General features: G+C 69.4%; 25 protein-coding genes, 1 tRNA gene and 1 pseudogene. 10 read left to right on the forward strand and 17 right to left on the reverse strand.

The genetic code is table 11. The features are described 5' to 3' along the window. Window positions 1-49: 49 nt before the first annotated feature. The 8 genes from CHB84_RS06755 to CHB84_RS06790 all read right to left on the reverse strand — a co-directional run bounded on the left by CHB84_RS06755 (window position 50) and on the right by CHB84_RS06790 (window position 3,787). Window positions 50-532, reverse strand: a complete 483-nt coding sequence (locus CHB84_RS06755; RefSeq protein WP_089300658.1) for a single-stranded DNA-binding protein — start codon at window positions 530-532, stop codon at window positions 50-52. Then, a complete protein-coding gene (locus CHB84_RS06760) occupies window positions 516-869 on the reverse strand; it encodes a hypothetical protein (RefSeq protein WP_089300659.1) in 354 nt (117 codons plus the stop codon). Before CHB84_RS06760 ends, CHB84_RS06755 begins: the two co-directional genes overlap by 17 nt. Further along, entirely contained in the window at window positions 866-1,219 is a 354-nt protein-coding gene (locus tag CHB84_RS06765; protein ID WP_089300660.1) for a hypothetical protein, read from the reverse strand. Before CHB84_RS06765 ends, CHB84_RS06760 begins: the two co-directional genes overlap by 4 nt. Continuing rightward, entirely contained in the window at window positions 1,216-1,896 is a 681-nt protein-coding gene (locus tag CHB84_RS06770; RefSeq protein ID WP_089300661.1) for an ERF family protein, read from the reverse strand. Before CHB84_RS06770 ends, CHB84_RS06765 begins: the two co-directional genes overlap by 4 nt. Then, a complete protein-coding gene (locus CHB84_RS06775) occupies window positions 1,893-2,471 on the reverse strand; it encodes a hypothetical protein (RefSeq protein WP_141134597.1) in 579 nt (192 codons plus the stop codon). Before CHB84_RS06775 ends, CHB84_RS06770 begins: the two co-directional genes overlap by 4 nt. Window positions 2,472-2,759: 288 nt before the next feature. Then, on the reverse strand, window positions 2,760-3,260 hold the full coding sequence (locus tag CHB84_RS06780) for a hypothetical protein (RefSeq protein WP_089300663.1): 501 nt from the start codon (window positions 3,258-3,260) through the stop codon (window positions 2,760-2,762). A gap of 70 nt (window positions 3,261-3,330) precedes the next feature. Next, window positions 3,331-3,531, reverse strand: a complete 201-nt coding sequence (locus tag CHB84_RS06785; RefSeq protein WP_089300664.1) for a helix-turn-helix domain-containing protein — start codon at window positions 3,529-3,531, stop codon at window positions 3,331-3,333. Next, window positions 3,524-3,787, reverse strand: coding sequence for a helix-turn-helix domain-containing protein (locus CHB84_RS06790; RefSeq protein WP_141134598.1), 264 nt, complete (start codon window positions 3,785-3,787; stop codon window positions 3,524-3,526). Before CHB84_RS06790 ends, CHB84_RS06785 begins: the two co-directional genes overlap by 8 nt. Window positions 3,788-4,003: 216 nt before the next feature. On the opposite strand from CHB84_RS06790, the gene CHB84_RS06795 reads away from it, so the two are divergent. From CHB84_RS06795 to CHB84_RS06805, 3 genes are all read left to right on the forward strand, one after another. Continuing rightward, the gene (locus CHB84_RS06795) at window positions 4,004-4,402 is read left to right on the forward strand and encodes a helix-turn-helix domain-containing protein (protein WP_176439820.1); all 399 of its coding nucleotides are present in this window, start codon (window positions 4,004-4,006) and stop codon (window positions 4,400-4,402) included. Between the two features lie 279 nt (window positions 4,403-4,681). Beyond that, window positions 4,682-5,884, forward strand: coding sequence for a tyrosine-type recombinase/integrase (locus CHB84_RS06800; protein WP_176439821.1), 1,203 nt, complete (start codon window positions 4,682-4,684; stop codon window positions 5,882-5,884). 36 nt (window positions 5,885-5,920) lie between these two features. Beyond that, window positions 5,921-5,987: transfer RNA gene (locus CHB84_RS06805), tRNA-Leu, on the forward strand. Between the two features lie 21 nt (window positions 5,988-6,008). On the opposite strand, the gene CHB84_RS06810 is transcribed toward CHB84_RS06805, so the two are convergent. From CHB84_RS06810 to CHB84_RS06835, 7 genes and pseudogenes are all read right to left on the reverse strand, one after another. Next, window positions 6,009-6,641, reverse strand: a complete 633-nt coding sequence (locus CHB84_RS06810; protein ID WP_342743946.1) for a peroxiredoxin-like family protein — start codon at window positions 6,639-6,641, stop codon at window positions 6,009-6,011. After that, window positions 6,613-6,960, reverse strand: coding sequence for a nuclear transport factor 2 family protein (locus CHB84_RS23440; protein ID WP_245818595.1), 348 nt, complete (start codon window positions 6,958-6,960; stop codon window positions 6,613-6,615). The genes CHB84_RS06810 and CHB84_RS23440 overlap by 29 nt, the downstream gene beginning before the upstream one ends. After that, window positions 6,957-7,514, reverse strand: coding sequence for a sigma-70 family RNA polymerase sigma factor (locus CHB84_RS23445; RefSeq protein WP_245818596.1), 558 nt, complete (start codon window positions 7,512-7,514; stop codon window positions 6,957-6,959). The genes CHB84_RS23440 and CHB84_RS23445 overlap by 4 nt, the downstream gene beginning before the upstream one ends. A gap of 84 nt (window positions 7,515-7,598) precedes the next feature. Then, a complete protein-coding gene (locus CHB84_RS23770; protein ID WP_281251735.1) occupies window positions 7,599-7,724 on the reverse strand; it encodes a hypothetical protein in 126 nt (41 codons plus the stop codon). Continuing rightward, on the reverse strand, window positions 7,717-8,523 hold the full coding sequence (locus CHB84_RS06820) for a TetR/AcrR family transcriptional regulator (protein ID WP_089300669.1): 807 nt from the start codon (window positions 8,521-8,523) through the stop codon (window positions 7,717-7,719). The genes CHB84_RS23770 and CHB84_RS06820 overlap by 8 nt, the downstream gene beginning before the upstream one ends. Window positions 8,524-8,970: 447 nt before the next feature. Next, on the reverse strand, window positions 8,971-9,171 hold the full coding sequence (locus tag CHB84_RS22790) for a DUF397 domain-containing protein (protein ID WP_342743936.1): 201 nt from the start codon (window positions 9,169-9,171) through the stop codon (window positions 8,971-8,973). 200 nt (window positions 9,172-9,371) lie between these two features. Beyond that, window positions 9,372-10,229, reverse strand: a pseudogene (locus CHB84_RS06835) (ABC transporter ATP-binding protein); the annotation flags it as partial. 274 nt (window positions 10,230-10,503) lie between these two features. Between CHB84_RS06835 and CHB84_RS06840 the strand changes: the two are divergent. The 3 genes from CHB84_RS06840 to CHB84_RS06850 all read left to right on the forward strand — a co-directional run bounded on the left by CHB84_RS06840 (window position 10,504) and on the right by CHB84_RS06850 (window position 13,379). Next, complete coding sequence (locus CHB84_RS06840; protein WP_089300670.1) at window positions 10,504-10,989, forward strand: PH domain-containing protein; 486 nt, start codon at window positions 10,504-10,506, stop codon at window positions 10,987-10,989. Beyond that, window positions 10,986-12,587: a PH domain-containing protein gene (locus tag CHB84_RS06845; RefSeq protein WP_342743937.1), complete on the forward strand. Its 1,602-nt coding sequence runs from the start codon at window positions 10,986-10,988 to the stop codon at window positions 12,585-12,587. Before CHB84_RS06840 ends, CHB84_RS06845 begins: the two co-directional genes overlap by 4 nt. A 75-nt stretch (window positions 12,588-12,662) precedes the next feature. Beyond that, window positions 12,663-13,379, forward strand: a complete 717-nt coding sequence (locus CHB84_RS06850) for a hypothetical protein (RefSeq protein ID WP_245818597.1) — start codon at window positions 12,663-12,665, stop codon at window positions 13,377-13,379. A gap of 33 nt (window positions 13,380-13,412) precedes the next feature. Here the strand turns inward: CHB84_RS06850 and CHB84_RS06855 are convergent, their stop codons facing one another. Beyond that, window positions 13,413-14,366 (reverse strand): ferritin-like domain-containing protein, encoded by a 954-nt coding sequence (locus CHB84_RS06855; RefSeq protein WP_089300671.1) that lies wholly within the window; start codon window positions 14,364-14,366, stop codon window positions 13,413-13,415. Then, entirely contained in the window at window positions 14,356-14,562 is a 207-nt protein-coding gene (locus CHB84_RS22315; protein ID WP_141134600.1) for a hypothetical protein, read from the reverse strand. The genes CHB84_RS06855 and CHB84_RS22315 overlap by 11 nt, the downstream gene beginning before the upstream one ends. A gap of 131 nt (window positions 14,563-14,693) precedes the next feature. On the opposite strand from CHB84_RS22315, the gene rimP reads away from it, so the two are divergent. The 4 genes from rimP (at window position 14,694) to infB (ending at window position 19,838) form a co-directional block, all read left to right on the forward strand. Beyond that, window positions 14,694-15,290: a ribosome maturation factor RimP gene (rimP, locus tag CHB84_RS06860; protein ID WP_089300672.1), complete on the forward strand. Its 597-nt coding sequence runs from the start codon at window positions 14,694-14,696 to the stop codon at window positions 15,288-15,290. Continuing rightward, window positions 15,287-16,342 (forward strand): transcription termination factor NusA, encoded by a 1,056-nt coding sequence (gene nusA / locus CHB84_RS06865; protein ID WP_089300673.1) that lies wholly within the window; start codon window positions 15,287-15,289, stop codon window positions 16,340-16,342. The genes rimP and nusA overlap by 4 nt, the downstream gene beginning before the upstream one ends. A gap of 82 nt (window positions 16,343-16,424) precedes the next feature. Then, window positions 16,425-16,739, forward strand: coding sequence for a YlxR family protein (locus tag CHB84_RS06870; protein WP_089300674.1), 315 nt, complete (start codon window positions 16,425-16,427; stop codon window positions 16,737-16,739). 87 nt (window positions 16,740-16,826) lie between these two features. Next, complete coding sequence (gene infB / locus CHB84_RS06875; RefSeq protein WP_089300675.1) at window positions 16,827-19,838, forward strand: translation initiation factor IF-2; 3,012 nt, start codon at window positions 16,827-16,829, stop codon at window positions 19,836-19,838. The last annotated feature ends 73 nt before the right edge of the window (window positions 19,839-19,911 follow it).

A 19,911-nucleotide genomic window follows, 5' to 3' on the forward strand; every position in this document is an offset into this window, starting at 1 on the left:
AGCGGGCTGGGGGCGCGCCCCCGCTCACGCCCCCAGCCCGTGGAACTAGCTAGAACGGCGGTTCGTCGGGACCCGGAGTCCACGCCGTGCCCTGGCTATTCGACGCGGGGGGCGCGGCCCACGGGTCCTCGGCCGGGGCCGGGGCGAACCCGCCACCACCGCCGTTGCGGGAGACCTTGTTGACCGTGGCGGTGGCCCACTTCAACGACGGGCCGACCTCGGTGGCTTCGACCTCGAATGTGGTGCGCTTCTCGCCATCCTTGGTCTCGAACGAGCGCTGCTTCAGCTCGCCCATGACCATCACCCGCTGCCCTTTGGACAGAGACTCGGCCACGTTCTCGGCGGCCTGGTTCCACAGGTTGCAGCGCAGAAACGTCGCGTCGCGGTCTTCCCACTGGCCCGTCTCCTTGTTGTAGAACCGCTTGTTGCAGGCCACCGTGAAGTTCACGACCGCGCTCCCCCGTGGGGTGAACCGCAGCTCGGGGTCGGCGGTGAGAGTGCCGACGATGTTGGTGTCAGGGAGCCCAGACACTTGTCCTCCTGTCGTAGGTAGTGGTTTTGCCGTCCCAATGGAGGTAGACCCACCCGCCGTGCAGGCGGAGCAGGGCCGGGACGGCGTAGAAGTCGTCCCACGAGTGCACGAGCCACCCGCGTTCGTAGGCCCGGGCGCGGTGATGCTCGATCCAGCCGTGGCAGCCGACAGTGCCGTCACCGCAGACGTGGAGTCCGTTGGCGCTGCGCCACGGCCCGCCCTGCCCCTCAGGGAGGCGATGATGGAACGTGGTGGCCCGCTGTACCGCGCACACCTCACACATGCCGCCCGATCGCCACTTCGTCAGTAGCCGCACTTTCTGCTCCTGGGCCGTCATGACTGCCCCACCCCCTGAGTGGTCCACTCAGTACGGACAGCCGCGTTCAACGACCGACCGACCTCGAGCTGGCGGGTGAGCTTGCGGAACTTTCGCTCGGCCGTGCGGAGCGCCTGCTCGGCGGCCTCCTTCGCGAACTTTTCGTTCTGGCAGGCGAGCACAGCCTGCTGCTTGCGCGAGTCGACGCTGCCTGCCGCCGTGAGGAACACCCGCGCGTAGGACACCTCGTACGTGTGGGCAGCCTCGGTCGCCTCCCGGTCGAGCCGGTCCAGATCCTCGTCGAGCCGGTCCAGCTCGTCCGACAACGCCACCAGCCGCGAGATCACGCTGTGCGTGGTGGGCGAGTTCACGCCGGGACCTCCTTCCTGCCGAGCACCTTGTCCGGGTCGGCCTCGAGGTCATTCATGAACGCGATGATGTTGTCTGCGTTGGTCTCCTCCCGCAGGGACGTGTTGTGGCGGGCGGCGTAGGCCTCGGCCACCTTGGGCGGTTCCAGGCCTTTCTCGGTGCAGTGCTCCAGCAGCGAGTCCCGCGCGGCATCGGCCTTCGTCCGCTCCTGACGGGGTTGCGAAGCCGGTTGGGCGGGCACGGACGGAGCGTGCTCGTATGTGTCCTCGTCGGGGTCCTTTTCCTGCGTCGGCAGGGCGAACGTCTGCAGGAGGGCAGTACGCATCGCCACAGACATGGCCTTCGGGGCGGCCTTGTCCCCCGAGTCCATCGCTTCGCCCACGCTCGAGGTGACCAGGCTGTCCCCGCCCGGCCCGACGAACGTGTAGCGGACCTGCACCGTCACCATCCGCATACGGCTGCGGTCCTTGCCGACTTCGACGAGTTCGCCGTGCTGGTCGAGAATCTCGGGCAGCACCACCACGCCGTGGTCCCGCAGCGCCGGGCCGATCGCGTTCAGGGTGGCGTCGATCCCACGGAAGTTGAACCCGGCGTAGTTGTTTCGGTCACCCTTCTCGAGGGCCCGCACGTCCCGCATCACGGCGACGAGAGCCTGCTGCACGGTGAGTGTGTCGGTCATGCCGCCTCACCCGCCTCGAGTTCGCGCACCTCGCCGGTGGCGAGGTCAACGAGCCCGGCCTGCACCAGCCGCTCGATCTCGGCGGTTGAATCTTCGGCGCGTCGGTACTGCAACGACGCGTCCGGGACGGTGACGTCAACGCCCGGCACGTCGACTTCGCCACCCGGGCCGCACGGCTGCCCGGCGGCCTGGGAGGACTTCACGACCTTGTCGCGCGCCCACTGCGGCACTTGCCGGTACGTCTCGACCAGGTGCGGGGCGTGTTCGGTGAGTACCTGCATGGCGTCACGCTCGGCGCCGGGCACGATGCGCTCACGTTGCTCTACGTACTCGGGGTAGTGCTCGAGGATCCACGCGTCGAGGTCTTCGCCCCGGCTGACCGCGGCCTTGGGCTTCGGGTCGGTGAGGGTGGCCTTGCCGAGCTTGGCGCCGGTGATGGGGGAGCGGGCGGTGATCCCGTCCCCCCGGTCCAACTGGGCGCGAAGCTGCGCGCGGTGCTCATCCCGCGCTTGATAGGCGCGGGCGGCGACCTCACTGAGGACCGCCTGCGCGAGGGCGTGCTGCTTCATACTCATCGGTTGTTGCTCCTTCCTGGGTAGGGAGACGGCACTGGGCAGATGCCGTGGCTGTGGTGCACGGTTCGGTCGGGCAGGGTCAGGTACAGCGCGGGCCGGTGGCAGACCGAACACACCGGCGCCGGTACCCGGACGCGTTGACCAACGGGGGCACTCATAAGGACCTCACAAGGGCGGATACGGCGAGCAGGGCTACGGCGAGCAGAAACCCCACTACTGCGCTGATCGCGGCGATACCGGCGACGTAGCGGCCCAGCGGCCCGAGTCGGCGACGGCTGTGCCGGGCGGTCATCGGGCACCGCCCTGGTTGCGCGCGTAGAGCGCGTCGAGGTAGCGGCGATGGGCGCGGCGCTGCTGCTCCCACCGGTCGGCCACAACGCGCAGAGCGTCCGGGTCGAGGGTTGTGCGCTCGTACGGGTCGGTATCCGAGGGGAACAGCCCAGGGGAGAGAGGTACCTCGCTGGTGATATCCACCGGAAGCAGCGCCGGAATGAGGTCGCCCCGGGCGGTGATGAAGGCCGTTCCGTCGCGGGTAGTGAACCCGTGCAGCGAGCGGTTGGCGAGGTTGTCGTACCAGTCCAGAATGGCCCGGTGGCCACCTGCGACAGGGCGGCAAAGCACGCGCCCGTGAGCATGGGCGCCGATCGAGCCGGCCATCGCCTCGAGCCCGCCTGCGTGCTCGATCTCATCGGCGGCCCGCCGCAGCAGGTCCGACACGGTGACGCATCGTCGGCTGGCCCCCTGGAACGCTGCTAGGTTACGATCGATGCTGTTCACCTTCCTGGGCATGAATAGCTCCTTCCTGGGTGGTGACTCGGGCCGGGCGTGGGTAGGCGCTCGGCCCTTTACTTGCGCCTGGTCACGACACGACTTGCAGCGGCAGGGGGCGCTCACCCCGTGCCCACGCGTCGAGGTCTTCGGTGGCGAATCGGTGCTTGCCGCCTCGGGTGCGCTGGTAGCTGAGCAGGTCTCCGCGGTGTACGGCGCGGTAGATGGTGCGCTTGGACGAGCGGGTATAGATTGCGGCTTCGTCGAGGCTGAGCCAGTGCAGGTCATCCATCGTTCGCCCCCTTGGCGGCGTAAGCTGCTGCGTTGCCGTCGGCGTTGAAGGTGAACAGGTCGCCTGGGCGGGCCCCGAGCGCGCTCTCGAGCCGCCCAGCGAGTTCGAGGGCGACGCGGCGCTTGGGTTGCTTGGCGAGATAGCCGATGGTGGCGTGGGAGCAGCCCACCTCCTCGGCGAGAGCGCGGTACGAATGCCGCGCGATGAGCGCCCGCAGCAGGGCGTGGTCTCGCGCGGTGACGGTCATTTGCGCCATGCCCCTCCTTTCGTCGTCTGCTGTTTGACGTATGTCGTATCGCAAACAACGGTAAGGCGGTAACCCTGCGTGTGTCAATTAGTAGTTGACATTAGTCCGTTTGTGCTGGACATAGCTTTACGTCTGTTGCTGTCAACCGGCAAGTGACATACTTTGGCGAGCGCCATGAACGCCAAGCGACCCCTGAACGGCCGCTTGACAACCGCAAGGGACACCATGCAGCTCGACGAGTTGATCAAGAAGAAGAAGGCAGAGTCAGGCCTGAGCTTCGCAGCGATGGCTGACCGTGCCCGACGATCCGGATACGACATCAACCGCGCGACCATTCACGCGCTCACCAAGAACCCGATGCACGAGTGGCCACGCGTCGACACCATCAACGGGCTCGCCGTAGCGCTCGACGTGTCACCCACGGACGTGCTCGACTCCGCAGCCGAATCTCTGGGGGTAAAGCTCGACCGCAGTCCGACGGATAGCTACCGCGTCCGTTCTTGGATGGCGCTCACTGGGGACCGCTCCGACGATGAGGTCGACAAGCTTCTGGAAGTTGCTCGTTCCGTCGCCGCCGCGCTCGACGCGCAGCGAGAAGATCACCCGGACGCACCAGGCAACTAGCGAGTAAGGCACCATCCCGTAACGATGGGGTGATCTTGGTGGCACGGATGAGCGGCTCTGCTAATAGCGTGTGCTGGTCGAACGTTGAGAAGGAGTCGCAAGTGCCTATCCGTGTCGCCGTTACCAACCTTCCTACCCCCGATGCGATCGTGATCCATCATCACGACCGCACCACGGTGGTCTTGGATCGTCGACTATCCACATCGACCATGCGTCGGGTCATGAATGCGGCGGAACTGGACTGGCAGGTTCGGGAAGGAGAGAACGAAGGGGAGCAGCATGAGTTGGGCCGAGCAGCGTCATAACGGGCGCTGGAAGGGCGTATACCGGGACGCCCAGGGGAGGAAACGCAGCGCAGGAACATTCCCCCACAAGCCCAAGGCCGAGCGTGCGGCAGCGAAGGCGGAGGACAAGGCTCGGCGCCGTATCATGGTCGACCCATCCGGACCGCGCATGTACTGGGCGGAGTGGGCCGACACATGGTGGCCCAGCCGCGCCACCCAGGACAGCACGCACCGTGCCGACACTTCCCGTTTCGAGACCCACGTCCGCCCGCGCTGGCGCAGCGTACGACTCGGCGAGATGCAGACCGTCGATATACAGGAGTGGGTCAACGAGCTCGGCCGCAGCCGCTCGGCCTCGACCGTGCGGCAATGCTTCTACCTGCTGGCGTCATCGCTCCGGTCGGCGCAGGTGCACGGACTCATCGACTTTGACCCATGCAAGGGAGTCACATTGCCCCCGCTGCCGGTGGGGAAGGAGCGGTACCTCTCACGGCAAGAGGTCGATCGGGTGCTGTTCCAGCTTCACGGTCCGCACCGTATGCTCGCCGAGCTACTGGTCGGTACCGGCATGCGGATCTCGGAGGCCTGCGCCCTTCACATTGACCGTGCCCAGATCGCCGAACGGCGCATCGACGTGGTGCACGTGTATGACCACCAGAACCACGTGATGCGCCCCTACCCGAAGGGCCGGAAGCGGCGGTCCGTGCCTATCAGCGACCATCTCGCTCAGCGGCTCGACGATTGGCTGTCTGCGCACCCGCCGAGCGCTGAGTGTGGCTACAAGCACGAGGGCGACCAGTGCCGTGGTGGGCTGGTACTCACGGGGCAGCGGGGGAGCGCCATCGACCCGCACAACTTCACGCAACGCACGTGGTCTCGCGCGGTGAAGGACGCGCAGATCGGGCACGCGCGGCCGCACGACCTACGCCATACCTATGCCTCGTGGCTTATCCAGGAAGGGGTCACGCTCGAGCGGATCAGTAAGTTGCTCGGGCACGCGTCGATCACCACGACCGAGCGGTACGCACACCTGATGGATGACGGGCACGAGGAAGTGCGCGGCGCCCTCCACGACGGGCGGTCTGCCGCGAACACTGCCCGCTCCGCCTCCGGCGGGCAGGGGGCAGATGTGGGGGCAGCGCGGCTGTCACTGGTGGTCAACAACGGCAGCAAACGAGAGGGCAATAATGCCCAATGACCTGCTGCGGAGGTAGCTCGTGGCGACCTGTGTCATGGGGTGGCAGGAGACCAGGAATGGACTCATAATCCATTGGTCGCGGGTTCAAGTCCCGCCCGGCCCACAGAACCGTCCGGCCGGGCAGTCACGGCTTCCGCACCGTCCGCGCCAGCTGCAGCAGCTCGTCGACCGACCACTGGTCGTTCGCGTGGCTGCCGTACTGCGCGGCGAGTACGCGCCCACCGGAGTCGATGAGGAAGTCTGCCGGCAGGCCGGTCATGCTCTCGCCTTGCGGCCCCACCTTCCCTCCGGCGCGCACACCGCGGACGACCACGGACCAGGACTGCCACTTCAGCGGCGTCGACCAGGCGCGCGGGTGCAGGTTCGACCTCGGTGAGGACTCCACACCGAACCGGGAGTACAGCTCCCTGTCCGGGTCGGCGAGCACGGCGAACGGGAACTCACCCTGGTAGGGCAGCATGTCCTCGACGGGGGAGTGGAAGACCGCGACCTCGCGGATCCCCGCGTCGACGATCTCGTCGTGCCTGCGGGCGGTCGAGCGCAGGTGGATGTTGCAGATCGGGCACGCGGCGAAACGCCGGAACTGAAGATGGGTGAGGGCGTCGGCAGCGGGTACCTGTACGGGCTGTGCGTTGATGGTCTTCAGCGCGCGCGCTCGACGACCTCGCCCGGTGACACGCGGGCGGTGCTTCCGGCTAATGGCATGAGTCCTCCTCGTTCGGTCGTGCTCAGTCCAGGTGGGTGAGCTTGTCGGGATTGGCGACGGTGTAGACGCCGCTGATCTGCTCGCCGTCCGGCGTCAGGTCGAGAACCATCACGGCGAAGAGGTCGTCCCCGTCGAACACGACCGCAGCCGGGTCGTGGTTGACCTGTCGATAATGGACGCCCACGCCGGCCGAGGTGCGGGCGAATCCGGTGATCATCCGGGAGACCTTGTCGCGGCCGTGCACCGGATGCATCGATGCCTTGGCTACCTTGCCGCCACTGTCGTTCCACATCGTCACGTCCGGGGCGAGCAGCTCGAGCAGGGACGCCAGATCGCCGCCGAGCGCCGCGGCGATGAACCGTTCGGTCACGTGCCGCTGAACGTCCGGGTCCGCACGGAACCGGGGGGCCTTGCCTGCACGTGCTCACGGGCACGGTGCCCGAGCTGGCGGATGGTGGCCGGGCGGCGGGCGAGCGTGCCTGCGATCTCGGCATAGCTGTAGCCGAATACGTCGTGCAGCACGAACACGGCGCGTTCCAGCGGCGAGAGCGACTCAAGTACCACCAGCAGCGCCATCGAAACCAGCTCGGAGCCGGCTCCGCGGTCGGCGGTGTCGTCGCCCGTGGCCAGCGGCTCCGGAAGCCATGGCCCGACGTAGGTCTCCCGGCGACGCCGGACGGCCGCCTGGCGGGCGAGTGCCTGGTTCACCCCGATCCGCACGAGGTAACCACGCGGGTTCTCGATCGGCTCGGTATCCGGTTGCCGGTACCTGGACGCCCACCCCAGCCACGTTTCCTGCAGCACGTCGTCCGTGTCGGCGACACTGCCGAGCATGTTGTAGACGATCGAGAACAGCAGCTCGCGGTTGTCCATGAACACGCGTGTCGCCGGGTCAGCTGCCGCGCCCGGCTCCGTGTCCGACAATGTGGGCCTCCTCTGCCGCGCTCACACCCTGAGAGGGGCCCGAGGGGCCGGACTGTGACACCGATCGGTGGAATGTGATCTGTTTCACATGCACGTGAACGCGGCTCCTGTGGCGACCGCGTGGTGGGTGACCTCGTAGTCGTCGGGGTCGAGGGTGGCCAGTCGGCGGGGTACTGGGTGGCGCAGCCGGGATCCTTGATGGTCAGCCACCCGCGGGATCGTGCCCGCCGCGGCCCACCATCGCCCCGATACCGTCCAGCAGCCGCCGCATGCCGAAGTCGTGCGCGCCGGGTGTCGCCTCGAGTGCGGAGTCGCCGAACCCGCCGCTGATGTAGACGAACGTCGTCGTCGGGTAGCGGTTGGCGTCGAAGTACCGTTCCCACAGCTGTGACCGCTCGCCCCACCATTCGTCGTTCGTCTGCCCGGACGACCGTTCGAGCTGCTCGCTGTCGGCCTCGGCGCCCGCGACCTTGTCGGCGAACGCGATGATCGCGTTCGCCGCGTCAGCCAGCTGGTGCGGTGTCATGTCGGTGCCGGCCAGCGCGGACAGGACGTACTCGGAGCCGGCCAGCATGCCGGGTCCGGTCGGCGGCCGCACCATCGAGACGTGGCGTAGCCACGGATGCCGGCGATACATCGCACGGGTCCGCTGCATGTAGTCCTCCAGCTGAGCACGCCAACCGTCCGGGCGAGGCTCGCCGGGTGCGGGAAATGCGCGCTCGCCGAGCACCTGGTCGACCATGAGGTCGAGCAGGTCCGCTGTGGACGGAACGTAGGTGTGCAGCGTAGGGACGTCGACGTCGACGGTCGCCGCTACGCGGGACGACGACACGGCCCCCAGGCCGTGCGAGTCGGCGATCTCGATGCCGGCCGTGACGACGTCGTCGATGCTCAACCGCGCTTCCCGCACGTTCGGCGGCGCGGCGCTCGCGGGGGCGGCCCTCCGCCACAGCATGGGCAGGATGCGATCCGGGTCGCTACCACCGCTGTACTCGATCGATGCCGGCATGCGCTGCTCCTCCTGCTGGTGCCGTAGCTCGACGATCGGCTCGCATCGTTTCGTACACCTTACGAGCCTCGTCCCCGCCGGCGACACAACCGGAGCGCGGCACTCCGCCCGTCGTCGCCGCATTGGCTGGGACGGTGGTGAATGTCGAAACGCCCAACACGGCATGCCCGAGGGACAGACACGGGTGGTGGAGCGGAAGATGCGCCATATCGGGATCGTCACCCACAGCGTGCCCGGATCCGCGCAGTGCTTCCAGGCGGTGGCTCAGCACGGGCAGCAGGTGCTGGGCACGCGCTGGACCATGGAGGCCGAGCTGTACCCCCGGGAGCTGGCAGCGCACGGGTTGCGCTGCCAGGTGCCGTCCGCGCAGGACCGCGAAGGCATCCAGCGGATCACCTTCGAGCAGCTGGTGAACGGGCTGTTCACCGACGCGGCCCGGCAGCGCGCTCAGCGCACGGCGGTGACGAAGGCGTGGAACGCCTGCGGGGGCAGGACGAGGACGGGTCGGGCCTCCTCCGGTACCGCCGCCTGCTTGGTGTCCCGGATGCCGACCAGGTCCGGGCAGTGCCGGACCTCCACGCAGGCGTTCTCCTCGTGGTGGGTATAAGTGGAGGTCCGCCAGCCGGTCATCGTCGTATGCCAGGTCATGATGCCCTCCTGCAATGTAGTCACGCTCAGTGTGGCCCCGATTACACAGCGAGCGTAGCCCCCGGAGGTGTGGTGTCAGGCCGACCGATGTCACGCTGCGTCGCGCGGGCGCCCGAGCGTCGGTCAACCGGGAATCCGGCCGCCGGTGGCTGTGGAGAAGACGTGCGGCTCGTCGGGGCGCACGCGGAGATGGACCGTCTCGCCTTTGGCCGGATCCCGACGGTGACGGTACCGTCCCCGTCGGAGGCTGCGGCCGCACGCGCCTGCCTGGACACCGGAACGGTCATGCCGCCGATGTCGGCACCCTGCTCGGTGAGGCGCCCCTGGCGCAGGTTCATCGCGGGCGAGCCGATGAACCCGGCGACGAATACGTTGGCCGGTCGCTCGTAGAGCTCCCGGGGCGTGCCGCACTGCTGCACGATCCCCTCGTGGAGCAGCGCGACGCGGTCGCCCATCGTCATGGCTTCCACCTGGTCGTGGGTGACGTAGACCGTCGTGGTGCCGAGCCTGCGCTGCAGCGCGGCGATCTGCGTGCGGGTGGACACGCGCAGCTTGGCATCGAGGTTGGACAGCGGCTCGTCCATTCAGAAGACCTGGGGCTGGCGCACGATGGCCCTGCCCATGGCGACTCGCTGCCGCTGCCCCCCGGACAGCGCCTTCGGATTGCGGTCCAGGTAGTCCTCCAGGTCCAGCAGCCGGGCGGCGTCGCGGACCCGTTGCCTGATCTCGTCCTTGGACCTGCCCGCGTTCTTCAGGGCGAAACCCATGTTGTCGGCCACGTTCATATGCGGGTACAACGCGTAGTTCTGGAACACCATCGCGATGTCCCGCTGCTTCGGCGGTAGTTCGGTCACATCGGTCTCGCCGATACGCACCCGCCCGGCGTCGACGTCCTCGAGGCCGGCGAGCATACGCAGGCTGGTGGACTTGCCGCACCCGGACGGGCCGATCAGCACGAGGAACTCGCCGTCCTCGATCCGCAGGTCCAGCGAGTCCACCGCCGATCGCTCGGTTCCCTGGTACCACCGCGTCGCGCCGTCATAGTGCACCGTAGCCATCGCGATGTCCTCCTTTACTTGACACTACCCGCAGTGAGGCCACTGACCAGGAATCGCTCGATGTAGGCGGCCGCCGTAGCGTCCCCTGTGGCGGGGAGGTCGCGTTCGATACCTACCGGGATCTCGTCACCGGCATCCGCCCCGTGCGCGGCGAGGGCCGCGCCGGTCCTGCCACAGGCCGATCAGGACAGAGGTTGTGAGTCGATGACCCTGACGCCGACCGCTGAGCCCGATCAGCGGCAAGGGGGCACACCGGAGGGATAGGGTCGAGCGCATGACGGAGTCGGTACGCCTGAGGCCACCCACCAACCGGCTGAACCCCCGCTGCCTTGCCTGGTGGCGTGTCCGGTTCGCGCTCGTCGTGCTTCCCCCCGTGGTCGTCGCGGCGGTGCTGGGAATCCTGCTCGTTCCTGCCCTGCTGATACTGGCCGCGGTAATCGCGGTGGTCGGCCTTGCGGTGTTGGTTCTCCTTCCCGCGTGGTGGTACCGGGTGCACCGCTGGGAGGTCACCGACCATGCGGTGTATACCCGGACCGGGTACTTCTGGCAGGAATGGCGCGTGGCACCGATGTCGCGGATCCAGACGGTCGACACCGCACGGGGGCCGTTACAGCAACTGTTCCGGTTGGCCACCGTCACCGTCACGACCGCATCGGCGAAGGGGGCCGTGGAGATCGCCGGGTTGGACGCGCAGCTGGCGAGTTCCGTTGCCGAGGAGCTCACCGAGACGACGCAGGCGACTCCGGGGGACGCCACGTGACGGCACGGCCGGACGAGGGGGTGCGGGCAGAGGGTACGTTCGAGCGGCTCGACCGGCGTATGGTGGTGATGCGCACGCTGGTCACCTCCGGCATCGTGCTCATCGCGGCGGTGCCTGCCGGAGTGGGGATCCACGCGGAAGGCCGCTCGATCCCCGGCGCGCTCGGGATCGTCGCCGGCGGGGTCGCTGCGATCGTGTTGGCCACGGTGCTCGGGGAGTACCTCCGGTGGCGCGCTACCCGGTTCCGTACGACCGCACAACGGTTCGAGTGGCGATTCCAGCTGGTCGTCACGCGGCGGCGGTCGCTGGCACGCGAGCGGATCCGGACCGTCGACATCACCGCGAGCCCGCTGCACCGCATCTTCGGCCTGGCGACGGTGGTGATCGGTACGGGCCAGCAGGCCGCCTCCGGGGAGGCCAGCGTCAAGCTCGACCCGGTGGCCCGTACGCGCGCCGAGGCACTGCGGGTGGAGCTGCTGCGGCGCACGCCTGCGGCCGAGCCGGAGGACGAGGCGCTGGGCCAGCAGCCGGCACAGCAGCAGGCCCCCCTGGCGACGCTGGACTGGCGCTGGGCTGGATACGCACCGCTGTCGTTCCTGACACCCGCCCTCGGTGCGGCCGTGATCGGCTTCCTCGCCAACGTGGTCAGCCTGTTCGGCCCGGTCGGCGGTCTCGTCGACGACGCACGGGACGGTGCCCGGCAGGCGATCGCGGACGTGGCCGTCGGCGGGACGATGGCTGTGGTGCTGGCGCTGGTGACGCTGGTGCTGTTCGTCGCAGCTGCCGGCGCTGTCGGGGCCGTACTCCTGTTCGTGGAGATGTGGTGGGGCTACCGGCTGGACCGGGAGTCCGATGGCACGCTGCGGGTACGCCGGGGGCTGCTCACCACGCGATCCATCTCGCTCGAGGAACGCAGGCTCAGGGGCGTCGAGCTCATCGAGGCGCCCGGCATCCGGCTGGCGCGTGCCGGCCGCGTCGACGCCGTCGCCACCGGCATGCAGCAGAGCGGGAGCTCGGAACGAACCGACCACAAGACGTTGCTGCCCGCCGCGCCCCGCCGGACGGTACACCGGGTGACATCGGCGGTGCTCGACGAACCGGACGCGCCGACCGGGGTGCCGCTGTCGGGGCACCCCAGGGCCGCGCTGGTCAGGAGGCTTCGCTGGTCGCTGGCACCCGTGCTGGTGGTGGCGGCGGGCGCCGGGGTCGCCGCGTCGCTGACCGAGGGATGGCGCGCCGATCTCGCCGGTATGGCGATGTGGCTGTGCCTGCTCGGTGGCGTGCCGATCGCCGCGCTGCTGGCCTGGGACGCCTACCGCAACCTCGGCCATGCCCTCGCCGGGCGCTACCTTGTCAGCCGTCGCGGGGCCGTGCGCCGCAGCACCGTGGCGCTGCAACGCAGCGGGATCATCGGGTGGACCGTGCGCCAGTCGATCTTCCAGCGCCGGGTGGGGCTTGTGACCGTGACGGCGACGACCGCGGCCGGGTCCGGTGGCTACCAGGTGCGGGATATCGGCGAGGCCGATGGGCTGCGCCTCGCCGAGGAGGCCGTTCCGGACCTGCTCGGCCCGTTCGTCGAGCGCACAGCGCGGCCCTGACCCGGCGTGCCGCGGGCAGCAGGTGGTGGGCTGCCGCTGTCTCGCGGTTCGGGTATCCGATACGGTGTGCCCACCATGCGCGATGCGAACACCCCTGGTGACCCAGGCGACGGTGGTGGCGCCCCGGTAGGCGGGTCACGACCCCGGGTGCTACTCACCGGCGGGTCCGCGCTCCTCGCCGGTATCGGCCTGCTCGCCGTGGCCGTGCTTGCGGGGTTCGTGTGGTGGCTGGTGCGCTACGACCTGGGTACGGGTCACGCCGATGTCGGCGGGACAGCCGTTCCCGCGGAGGCGACGGCCACCGCCACCACCGAGCACACATCGAGCACGGCGCCGGAGACCACCGGTTCGGGCGAGTACGTGTTCGACTCGGCCACCGCCCCGGATGTCGGCACGGACTGCGCGGCGGTCTCCTACGGCGACGTGCGCGACTGGCTCGCCGAGCATCCGTGTGACCGCGTCGTCCGCGGTCTGTACGAGACCAGCGCCGACGGGGCGCGGGCACTCGTGTCGGTCGTGGTGGTCACGATGCCGGACGAGCGTGGTGCGGCCGAGCTGCGGGCGCTCACCGACACCACGGGAGCCGGGAACGTATCCGACATGGTCAGGGACGGTTCGGCGGGGATCGACGACGCGCCCCAGGTCGCAGGTGGCGAGTACGCCTCGGACGTGACCGGGACGGACGTGACCATCGTCGAGGCCGCGTTCTTCGACGGCCACCGGAACAGCACCGAGCTCGCGGACGTCGCCGACGAGGCCTTGCTGCTGGCCACCGAGCTGCGCGGGAGCTGAGGGCCACGTAGCTGACACTGCTGCTGTGCGTGCTTAGGCTTGGCCGACCAGAGCGTCCGGCTGCGGGTTCTCCTCGGCCACCAGACGCCAGCGGCTGCTCTCCGCCCCGGCGGACAGCAGCGCGTCCAGCGCGAACCGGCGAACAGCCTGGTCATCCGTACGTTCCAGCACGCCGCGCCACGCGCGTCCCGCTTCTGCCCCGGCCTGCATCGCCAGCCGGGTCGCCGAGTCGGCGCCGGTGACCGGGTCGGGCGGCCGGTAGCCCGGCTCGGCCGGCACCGGTGTCGCGCCGAGCGCGACCAGCAGCTCCCTGCACCCCGCTCGCCGCCTCCGGTGCTGGTCGATCGAGTGGTCGATGGCCGTGTCGAGGTCCTGCGGCAGGAACGCGCGGACCAGGTCGAAGACCCACACGGCAGCGTGCTCGGCTGCCAGTGCCTCCTGCACGGCAGGCACCGTCTCCGTGCCGGCGTCCTGCGGTGCCCGCACGGCGAACTCGTCAGGGACGGCGTCGCCGAGCCGCTCGTCCAGCGCCCGCGCGGCGGCGCAGCCACCGGCGACCGAGCCGAGCAGGGCGGCGCGATGGCGGGGGACGCCGCCGAGCACGTCGCGTACGCGGTCGACGGCGGCGTCCAGCCGCCGTCCGAGGTCACCGATCCCGGCGACCTCGGACGCAGGTTCCGGCTCGTGCTCCGGCGCGGGCCGGTTCGCCCTGCGGACCTCGGCGCGCAGCGCATCGGCGTGGGCGGCGCGCACGCGGGCCACGTGCCCGGCGAGCGCGGCGTCCCGGTCTGCCGACGCGGTTGCGAGGTCATCGGCGGCCGCGGCGTCGAACCGGGCATCACGGGCGAGTGGCACCAGCGGATCGGGCGTCGCGTCGTACCCCTCGACACAGGCAGCCAGCGACCCGGACACGGCCGCGAGCGCGGTGACGCGGAGCAGGCGGCGACGCCCGATACGGGCCACTCGCCGGTTCGGTTCAGTCCCCACGAGGCGTCATCCTGCCAGGTGAGATGGTGTCGGCCCGCAGTGGTGGGGCGAGCGCGCCGGGTGCCGGGTGGCACGCGCCGCCCTGCGGACCGGACCGCCGCGTGACCTGGGCGGCGAGGCCGGCGCGCTCGCGGGTGCGGTATGCCGCGGCAGCGCCGTGCCCCGCCGTGCCGCGCCGTGCCCCCCGCTTGGCCACCGGCGTGCCACCGGGCAGCCGGCCGGAACCTCTGGCGTCGTTGTTCTAAGCTGGACTTACGACAGTGCTGACCCCGATCGCGAAGCGGTCAGCCACCGCGGACGACGTAGCTGAATAGGGGAGAGTCGAAGGTGCCGAATGATCTCGCCAGGCGACTGGAACCGATCGTGGCTGACGCCGTCAGCGGTGTGGGGTTCGAACTGGATGCGCTTGACGTTCAGCAAGCGGCGCGGCGTAAGGTAGTCAAGGTTGTCGTCGACTCGGACGACGGTGTCGGTCTCGACGAGGTCGCCGACATCAGTCGCGCCGTCTCGGCTCGCCTCGACGAGCACGACCACCTGTTGGCTGGTTCGTACACCCTCGAGGTGACCTCGCCGGGGTTGGACCGGCCGCTCACGGCTCAGCGGCACTGGCGTCGTGCCAGGTACCGGCGTGTCCGGGTGGCCCCTAACCAGGGGCAGGAGTTCACCGGACGGGTCGGTCACGCCGGCGAGCACGCGGCGCGGCTGCTTGTCGGTTCGCAGATTCGGGACGTGCGTTACGCGGACGTGGCTCATGCGACGATCGAGGTCGAGTTCAAGCAACCGCCGAGCGAGGACCTCAAGCGGCTCGACGACGACGCCGCGGAGATCGGCAACGCCGCCGATGCCCTGCCGACCGGCTCGGCGGGTACCAGTGGTGGCCGGCCCCGGAAGAACCGAACACAGTCGAAGGAGGAGCCGAGGTGAACGTCGACATCGCGGCGTTGCGCGCGATCGAACGAGACAAGGACATCCCCTTCGAAGCAGTCCTGTCGGCCATCGAGTCCGCCCTGCTGACCGCTTACCGGCACACCGAGGGGCATCAGCGGCACGCGAAGATCGACATCGATCGCAAGACGGGCATCGTGCGCGTCATCGCGTACTCGCTCGACGAGCACGGTGAGGTCGCCGAGGAGTGGGACGACACTCCCGAGGGGTTCGGGCGGATCGCGGCGACGACGGCGCGCCAGGTGATCCTGCAACGGCTGCGCGACGCCGAACACGAACGGTCCTACGGCGAGTTCTCCGCCAAGGAGGGCGAGATCATCGCCGGGGTGGTGCAGCGGGACGCCCGGGCCAACGCGCGGGGCACGGTCGTGGTGGCGTTCGGCGACACCGAGGGTGTGATCCCGCCTGCCGAGCAGGTGCCCGGGGAGAACTACGAGCACGGGAGCCGGATCAAGGCGTACGTGATCGGTGTGTCGCGCGGTGCGCGTGGACCGCAGATCACGTTGTCGCGGACCCACCCGAACCTGGTCCGCAAGCTGTTCGCGCTGGAGGCGCCCGAGATCTCGGACGGCACTGTGGAGATTACTTCGGTGGCACGTGAGGCGGGTCACAGGTCGAAGATCGCGGTGCACTCGACGGTGCAGGGCGTGAACTCCAAGGGCGCCTGCATCGGCCCGATGGGCGCCCGGGTTCGCAACGTGATGAGCGAGCTCGGTGGGGAGAAGATCGACATCATCGATCACGCGGACGACCCTGCCGCATTCGTCGGCAACGCGCTGTCCCCGGCCAAGGTGGTCTCGGTGCGCGTGATCGATGAGCGGGTCAAGACCGCGCGGGTCATCGTGCCCGATTTCCAGCTCTCCTTGGCCATCGGCAAGGAGGGGCAGAACGCCCGGCTGGCGGCCCGGCTGACCGGGTGGCGCATCGATATCCGCAGCGATGCCGACACCAGTAGCGGCCATGTGATCCCCGCCGACGCCAAGCCTGGCGAACAACCTCAGCAGACAGTGATAACCGGTTCGTCCGAGTAACGGGACAGACGATAGACTCGAGGTGGTGCAACGCTCTACCGCGGATCGCGCGCGCTCGAAAGGGACCGCTGGCCCCGTTCGTATGTGCGTCGGATGCCGGGGGCGGGCGTTGGTCGGCGAGTTGCTGCGAGTTGTCGCGGTAGACGGGCGCCTCGTCGTCGACGAACGGCGGCGACGCCCGGGTCGGGGTGCGTGGTTGCACGCCGATCCCGGATGCCTGGAGTCCGCGACGCGGCGGCGAGCGTTCCCCAGGGCATTACGGGTTCCTGGGCCGCTCGACGGCGAGGCCGTCGGAGAGTACCTCCGGGGCCGCCTCGCGAGCGCGCCGTACCACAGCAGTGGCGCGGGATCCCCCGCGTCGTGCCGGGAAGAGAGAAAGCAGGTCGACCCGTCATGAGTCAGCCGTGAAGCTGAAGCCATGAACGCGCGACAATAGGACGAGGTCTGCGGGGCTAGCCGCCGACCTCACCGGACGAGGAGAGTAGTGGCAGGCAAGGCCCGCGTGCACGAGCTCGCGAAAGAGCTCGGCGTCACGAGTAAGGAAGTACTCGCCAAGCTGAAAGACCAGGGCGAGTTCGTAAAGTCGGCGTCGTCGACAGTGGAGGCACCGGTCGCCAGGCGGCTGCGTGAAGCCTTCCCGGAAGCCGACACCAAACAGAGCGCCCCGGGCAAGCCGGGGCCGAGGTCGGGGCAGAAGTCGGCCCGGGAGAAGGCGCAGCAGTCGGAGGCGGTACCGGTGGCGGACAAGCCCTCGGTGACCGAGGACGACCAGGCGAAGCCGGGCCCCCCGGCCCCGGCGGCCGAGCAGGCGCAACCCGAGCAGGAGAAGCCGAAGGCTGAGCCGCAGAAGCCGAAGGCCGAACCGGAGACACCACCGGCGGAGCCGGAGAAGCCTGCGGCCAGGAACGCGCCCAAGCCCGGACCTCCGGGTGGGGCCAAGGAGGACCAGGACGGCGGGGGAGTGGTCCCGCCCAAGCCGCAGGGACCGAAGTCCGGCGGGCCGAAGCCCGGTCCGCGGCAGCCCCGTGTGGGCAACAACCCGTTCGGGGTCGGTGCCGGTTCCCCGCAGCAGCGCCCGTCCGGCGGCCAGGGTGGCGAGCGCTCCGGCGGTCGTGGTGGCGACCGAGGCGGCCGCTCCGGTACCGAGCAGCCGGCTGCGCAGCAGGGTGAGGCCCCGGCAGGCGACAAGCCGTCGCCGGGCAACATGCCGCCCCGGCCGAACCCGGGCATGATGCCGACCAAGCCCGCCAAGTCTGCCGGTGGCCCCGGTGGCGGTCGCGGCGGTGGCCGAGGTGGTCCCGGTGGCGGACCCGGCGGTGGCCGCGGGGGCGGCGGCACCGGAACCCGGGGCGGTCCCGGCGCGGGCACCGGTGCAGGCGGTGGACGCGGCGGCGGTCGCGGTGGACCACCGCCCGGCCGCGGTGGCCCTGGTGGCGGTCCCGGTGGCGGTGCAGGCGGCGGCCCCGGTGGCGGTGCAGGCGGCGGCCCCGGTGGCGGCTCCGGTGGCGGTCGCGGTGGCCCGCCTGCGGGTGGCGGCCCGCGTCCGGGTGCGCCGGGGCGCGGTCGCGGCGGTACCGCGGGCGCGTTCGGCAAGCCGGGCGGACCCGCCCGCAAGGGCCGCAAGTCGAAGCGGCAGAAGCGCCAGGAGTACATGGAGAACATGCAGGCGCCGAGCGTGGGTGGCGTGCGCCTGCCGAAAGGCAGCGGCGAGACCATCCGGCTGCCGCGCGGCGCTTCGCTGACCGAGTTCGCCGAGAAGATCAACGCCAACCCGGCGTCGCTGGTGCAGGTGTTGTTCCACCTCGGGGAGATGGTGACCGCGACCCAGTCGGTATCCGACGAGGTCATGGAGCTGCTCGGCACGGAGATGAACTACAGCGTCCAGGTCGTCAGCCCCGAGGAGGAGGACCGCGAGCTACTCGAGTCCTTCGACATCTCCTTCGGCCAGAACGCCGGCAGCGAGCAGGACCTGGAGTACCGGCCGCCGGTCGTCACGGTGATGGGACACGTCGATCACGGTAAGACCAAACTGCTGGACACGATCCGTTCGTCCACCGTGGCCGAGGGTGAGGCAGGCGGCATCACCCAGCACATCGGCGCCTATCAGGTTCCCACCGAGCTCGAGGGCGTCTCCCGGTTGATCACCTTCATCGACACCCCCGGGCACGAGGCGTTCACCGCGATGCGTGCGCGCGGTGCGGGCTCCACGGACATCGCCGTGATCGTGGTGGCCGCCGATGACGGCGTGATGCCGCAGACGGTGGAGGCGATCAACCACGCACAGGCCGCGAAGGCCCCGATCGTGGTCGCGATCAACAAGATCGACATGGAGGGTGCCAACCCGGACAAGATCCGCCAGCAGCTCACCGAGTACGGGCTGGTCGCCGAGGAGTACGGCGGCGAGACCATGTTCGTGGAGATCTCGGCCAAGCAGGGCAAGAACCTCGACGGCCTGCTCGAAGCCATCCTGCTGACCGCGGACGCGGCGTTGGACCTGCGTGCCAACCCGGACATGCGCGCCCAGGGCGTGGCGATCGAGGCGCACCTCGATCGGGGCAGGGGACCGGTGTCGACGGTGCTCGTGCAGCGCGGAACCCTGCGCGTGGGCGACTCGGTCGTCGCAGGCGATGCCTACGGCCGTGTCCGGCGGATGGTCGACGAGCACAACGAGGACGTCAAGGAAGCCTTGCCGTCCCGCCCGGTGCAGGTCATCGGGTTCACCTCGGTGCCGGGAGCGGGAGACACGTTCCTCGTGGTCGAGGAGGACCGCACGGCACGGCAGATCGCCGAGCGTCGCCAGGCCCGTGCGCGCAACGCGGCCAACGCCGCGCAGCGTAAGCGGATCAGCCTGGAGGACCTCGACTCGGCCCTCAAGGAGACCCGCCAGCTCAACCTGATCATCAAGGGTGACAACTCGGGTACCGTCGAGGCGCTGGAGAGCTCGCTGACCAAGCTGGACGTCGGGGACGACGTCGAGCTGCGCATCATCCACCGTGGCGTCGGCGCGATCACCGAGGGCGACATCAACCTGGCGATCGCGGACAACGTGATCGTGATGGGCTTCAACGTGCGAGCGGAAGGCAAGGCGACCGAGATCGCCAACCGCGAGGGCGTCGATGTGCGCTACTACACGGTGATCTACCAGGCGATCGAGGAGATCGAGAACGCCCTCAAGGGCATGCTCAAGCCGGTGTACGAGGAGGTCTCGCTCGGCAGGGCAGAGGTCCGTGAGGTCTTCAAGTCCTCCAAGGTCGGCACCATCGCCGGTTGCCGGGTCGCATCGGGTCAGATCCGGCGTAACGCCAAGGCGCGGTTGCTCCGCGACAACGTGGTGATCGCGGAAGACCTGCCGATCTCCTCGCTGAAGCGGTTCAAGGACGATGTGGTCGAGGTTCGCGACGGCTTCGAGTGTGGTCTCACGCTCGGTAAGTACAGCGACATCAAGGTCGACGACGTCGTCGAGACCTACGAGTACCGCGAGAAGCCGCGGGAGTAGCGTCACGACCCGGCGGTGCCGGACGGCTCGGTGCGCACCGAGCGCGTAGCCGGTGCCGCCGGGCGCGGCGCGG

The sequence above is a fragment of the Haloechinothrix alba genome (assembly GCF_900188115.1).
GTDB classification, from domain to species: Bacteria; Actinomycetota; Actinomycetes; order Mycobacteriales; family Pseudonocardiaceae; genus Haloechinothrix; species Haloechinothrix alba.

What these genes read in the sequence shown, in the direction of transcription:
- CHB84_RS06770 (WP_089300661.1), bottom strand. Translation starts at nt 1,896, where the DNA reads ATGACCGACACACTCACCGTGCAGCAGGCTCTCGTCGCCGTGATGCGG.
- CHB84_RS06760 (WP_089300659.1), bottom strand. Translation starts at nt 869, where the DNA reads ATGACGGCCCAGGAGCAGAAAGTGCGGCTACTGACGAAGTGGCGATCG.
- CHB84_RS06790 (WP_141134598.1), bottom strand. Translation starts at nt 3,787, where the DNA reads ATGGCGCAAATGACCGTCACCGCGCGAGACCACGCCCTGCTGCGGGCG.
- CHB84_RS06780 (WP_089300663.1), bottom strand. Translation starts at nt 3,260, where the DNA reads ATGCCCAGGAAGGTGAACAGCATCGATCGTAACCTAGCAGCGTTCCAG.
- CHB84_RS22790 (WP_342743936.1), bottom strand. Translation starts at nt 9,171, where the DNA reads ATGACCTGGCATACGACGATGACCGGCTGGCGGACCTCCACTTATACC.
- CHB84_RS06870 (WP_089300674.1), top strand. Translation starts at nt 16,425, where the DNA reads ATGTGCGTCGGATGCCGGGGGCGGGCGTTGGTCGGCGAGTTGCTGCGA.
- CHB84_RS06795 (WP_176439820.1), top strand. Translation starts at nt 4,004, where the DNA reads ATGCAGCTCGACGAGTTGATCAAGAAGAAGAAGGCAGAGTCAGGCCTG.
- CHB84_RS06840 (WP_089300670.1), top strand. Translation starts at nt 10,504, where the DNA reads ATGACGGAGTCGGTACGCCTGAGGCCACCCACCAACCGGCTGAACCCC.
- CHB84_RS06800 (WP_176439821.1), top strand. Translation starts at nt 4,682, where the DNA reads ATGAGTTGGGCCGAGCAGCGTCATAACGGGCGCTGGAAGGGCGTATAC.
- CHB84_RS06785 (WP_089300664.1), bottom strand. Translation starts at nt 3,531, where the DNA reads ATGGATGACCTGCACTGGCTCAGCCTCGACGAAGCCGCAATCTATACC.
- CHB84_RS06850 (WP_245818597.1), top strand. Translation starts at nt 12,663, where the DNA reads ATGCGCGATGCGAACACCCCTGGTGACCCAGGCGACGGTGGTGGCGCC.
- CHB84_RS06775 (WP_141134597.1), bottom strand. Translation starts at nt 2,471, where the DNA reads ATGAGTATGAAGCAGCACGCCCTCGCGCAGGCGGTCCTCAGTGAGGTC.
- CHB84_RS06820 (WP_089300669.1), bottom strand. Translation starts at nt 8,523, where the DNA reads ATGCCGGCATCGATCGAGTACAGCGGTGGTAGCGACCCGGATCGCATC.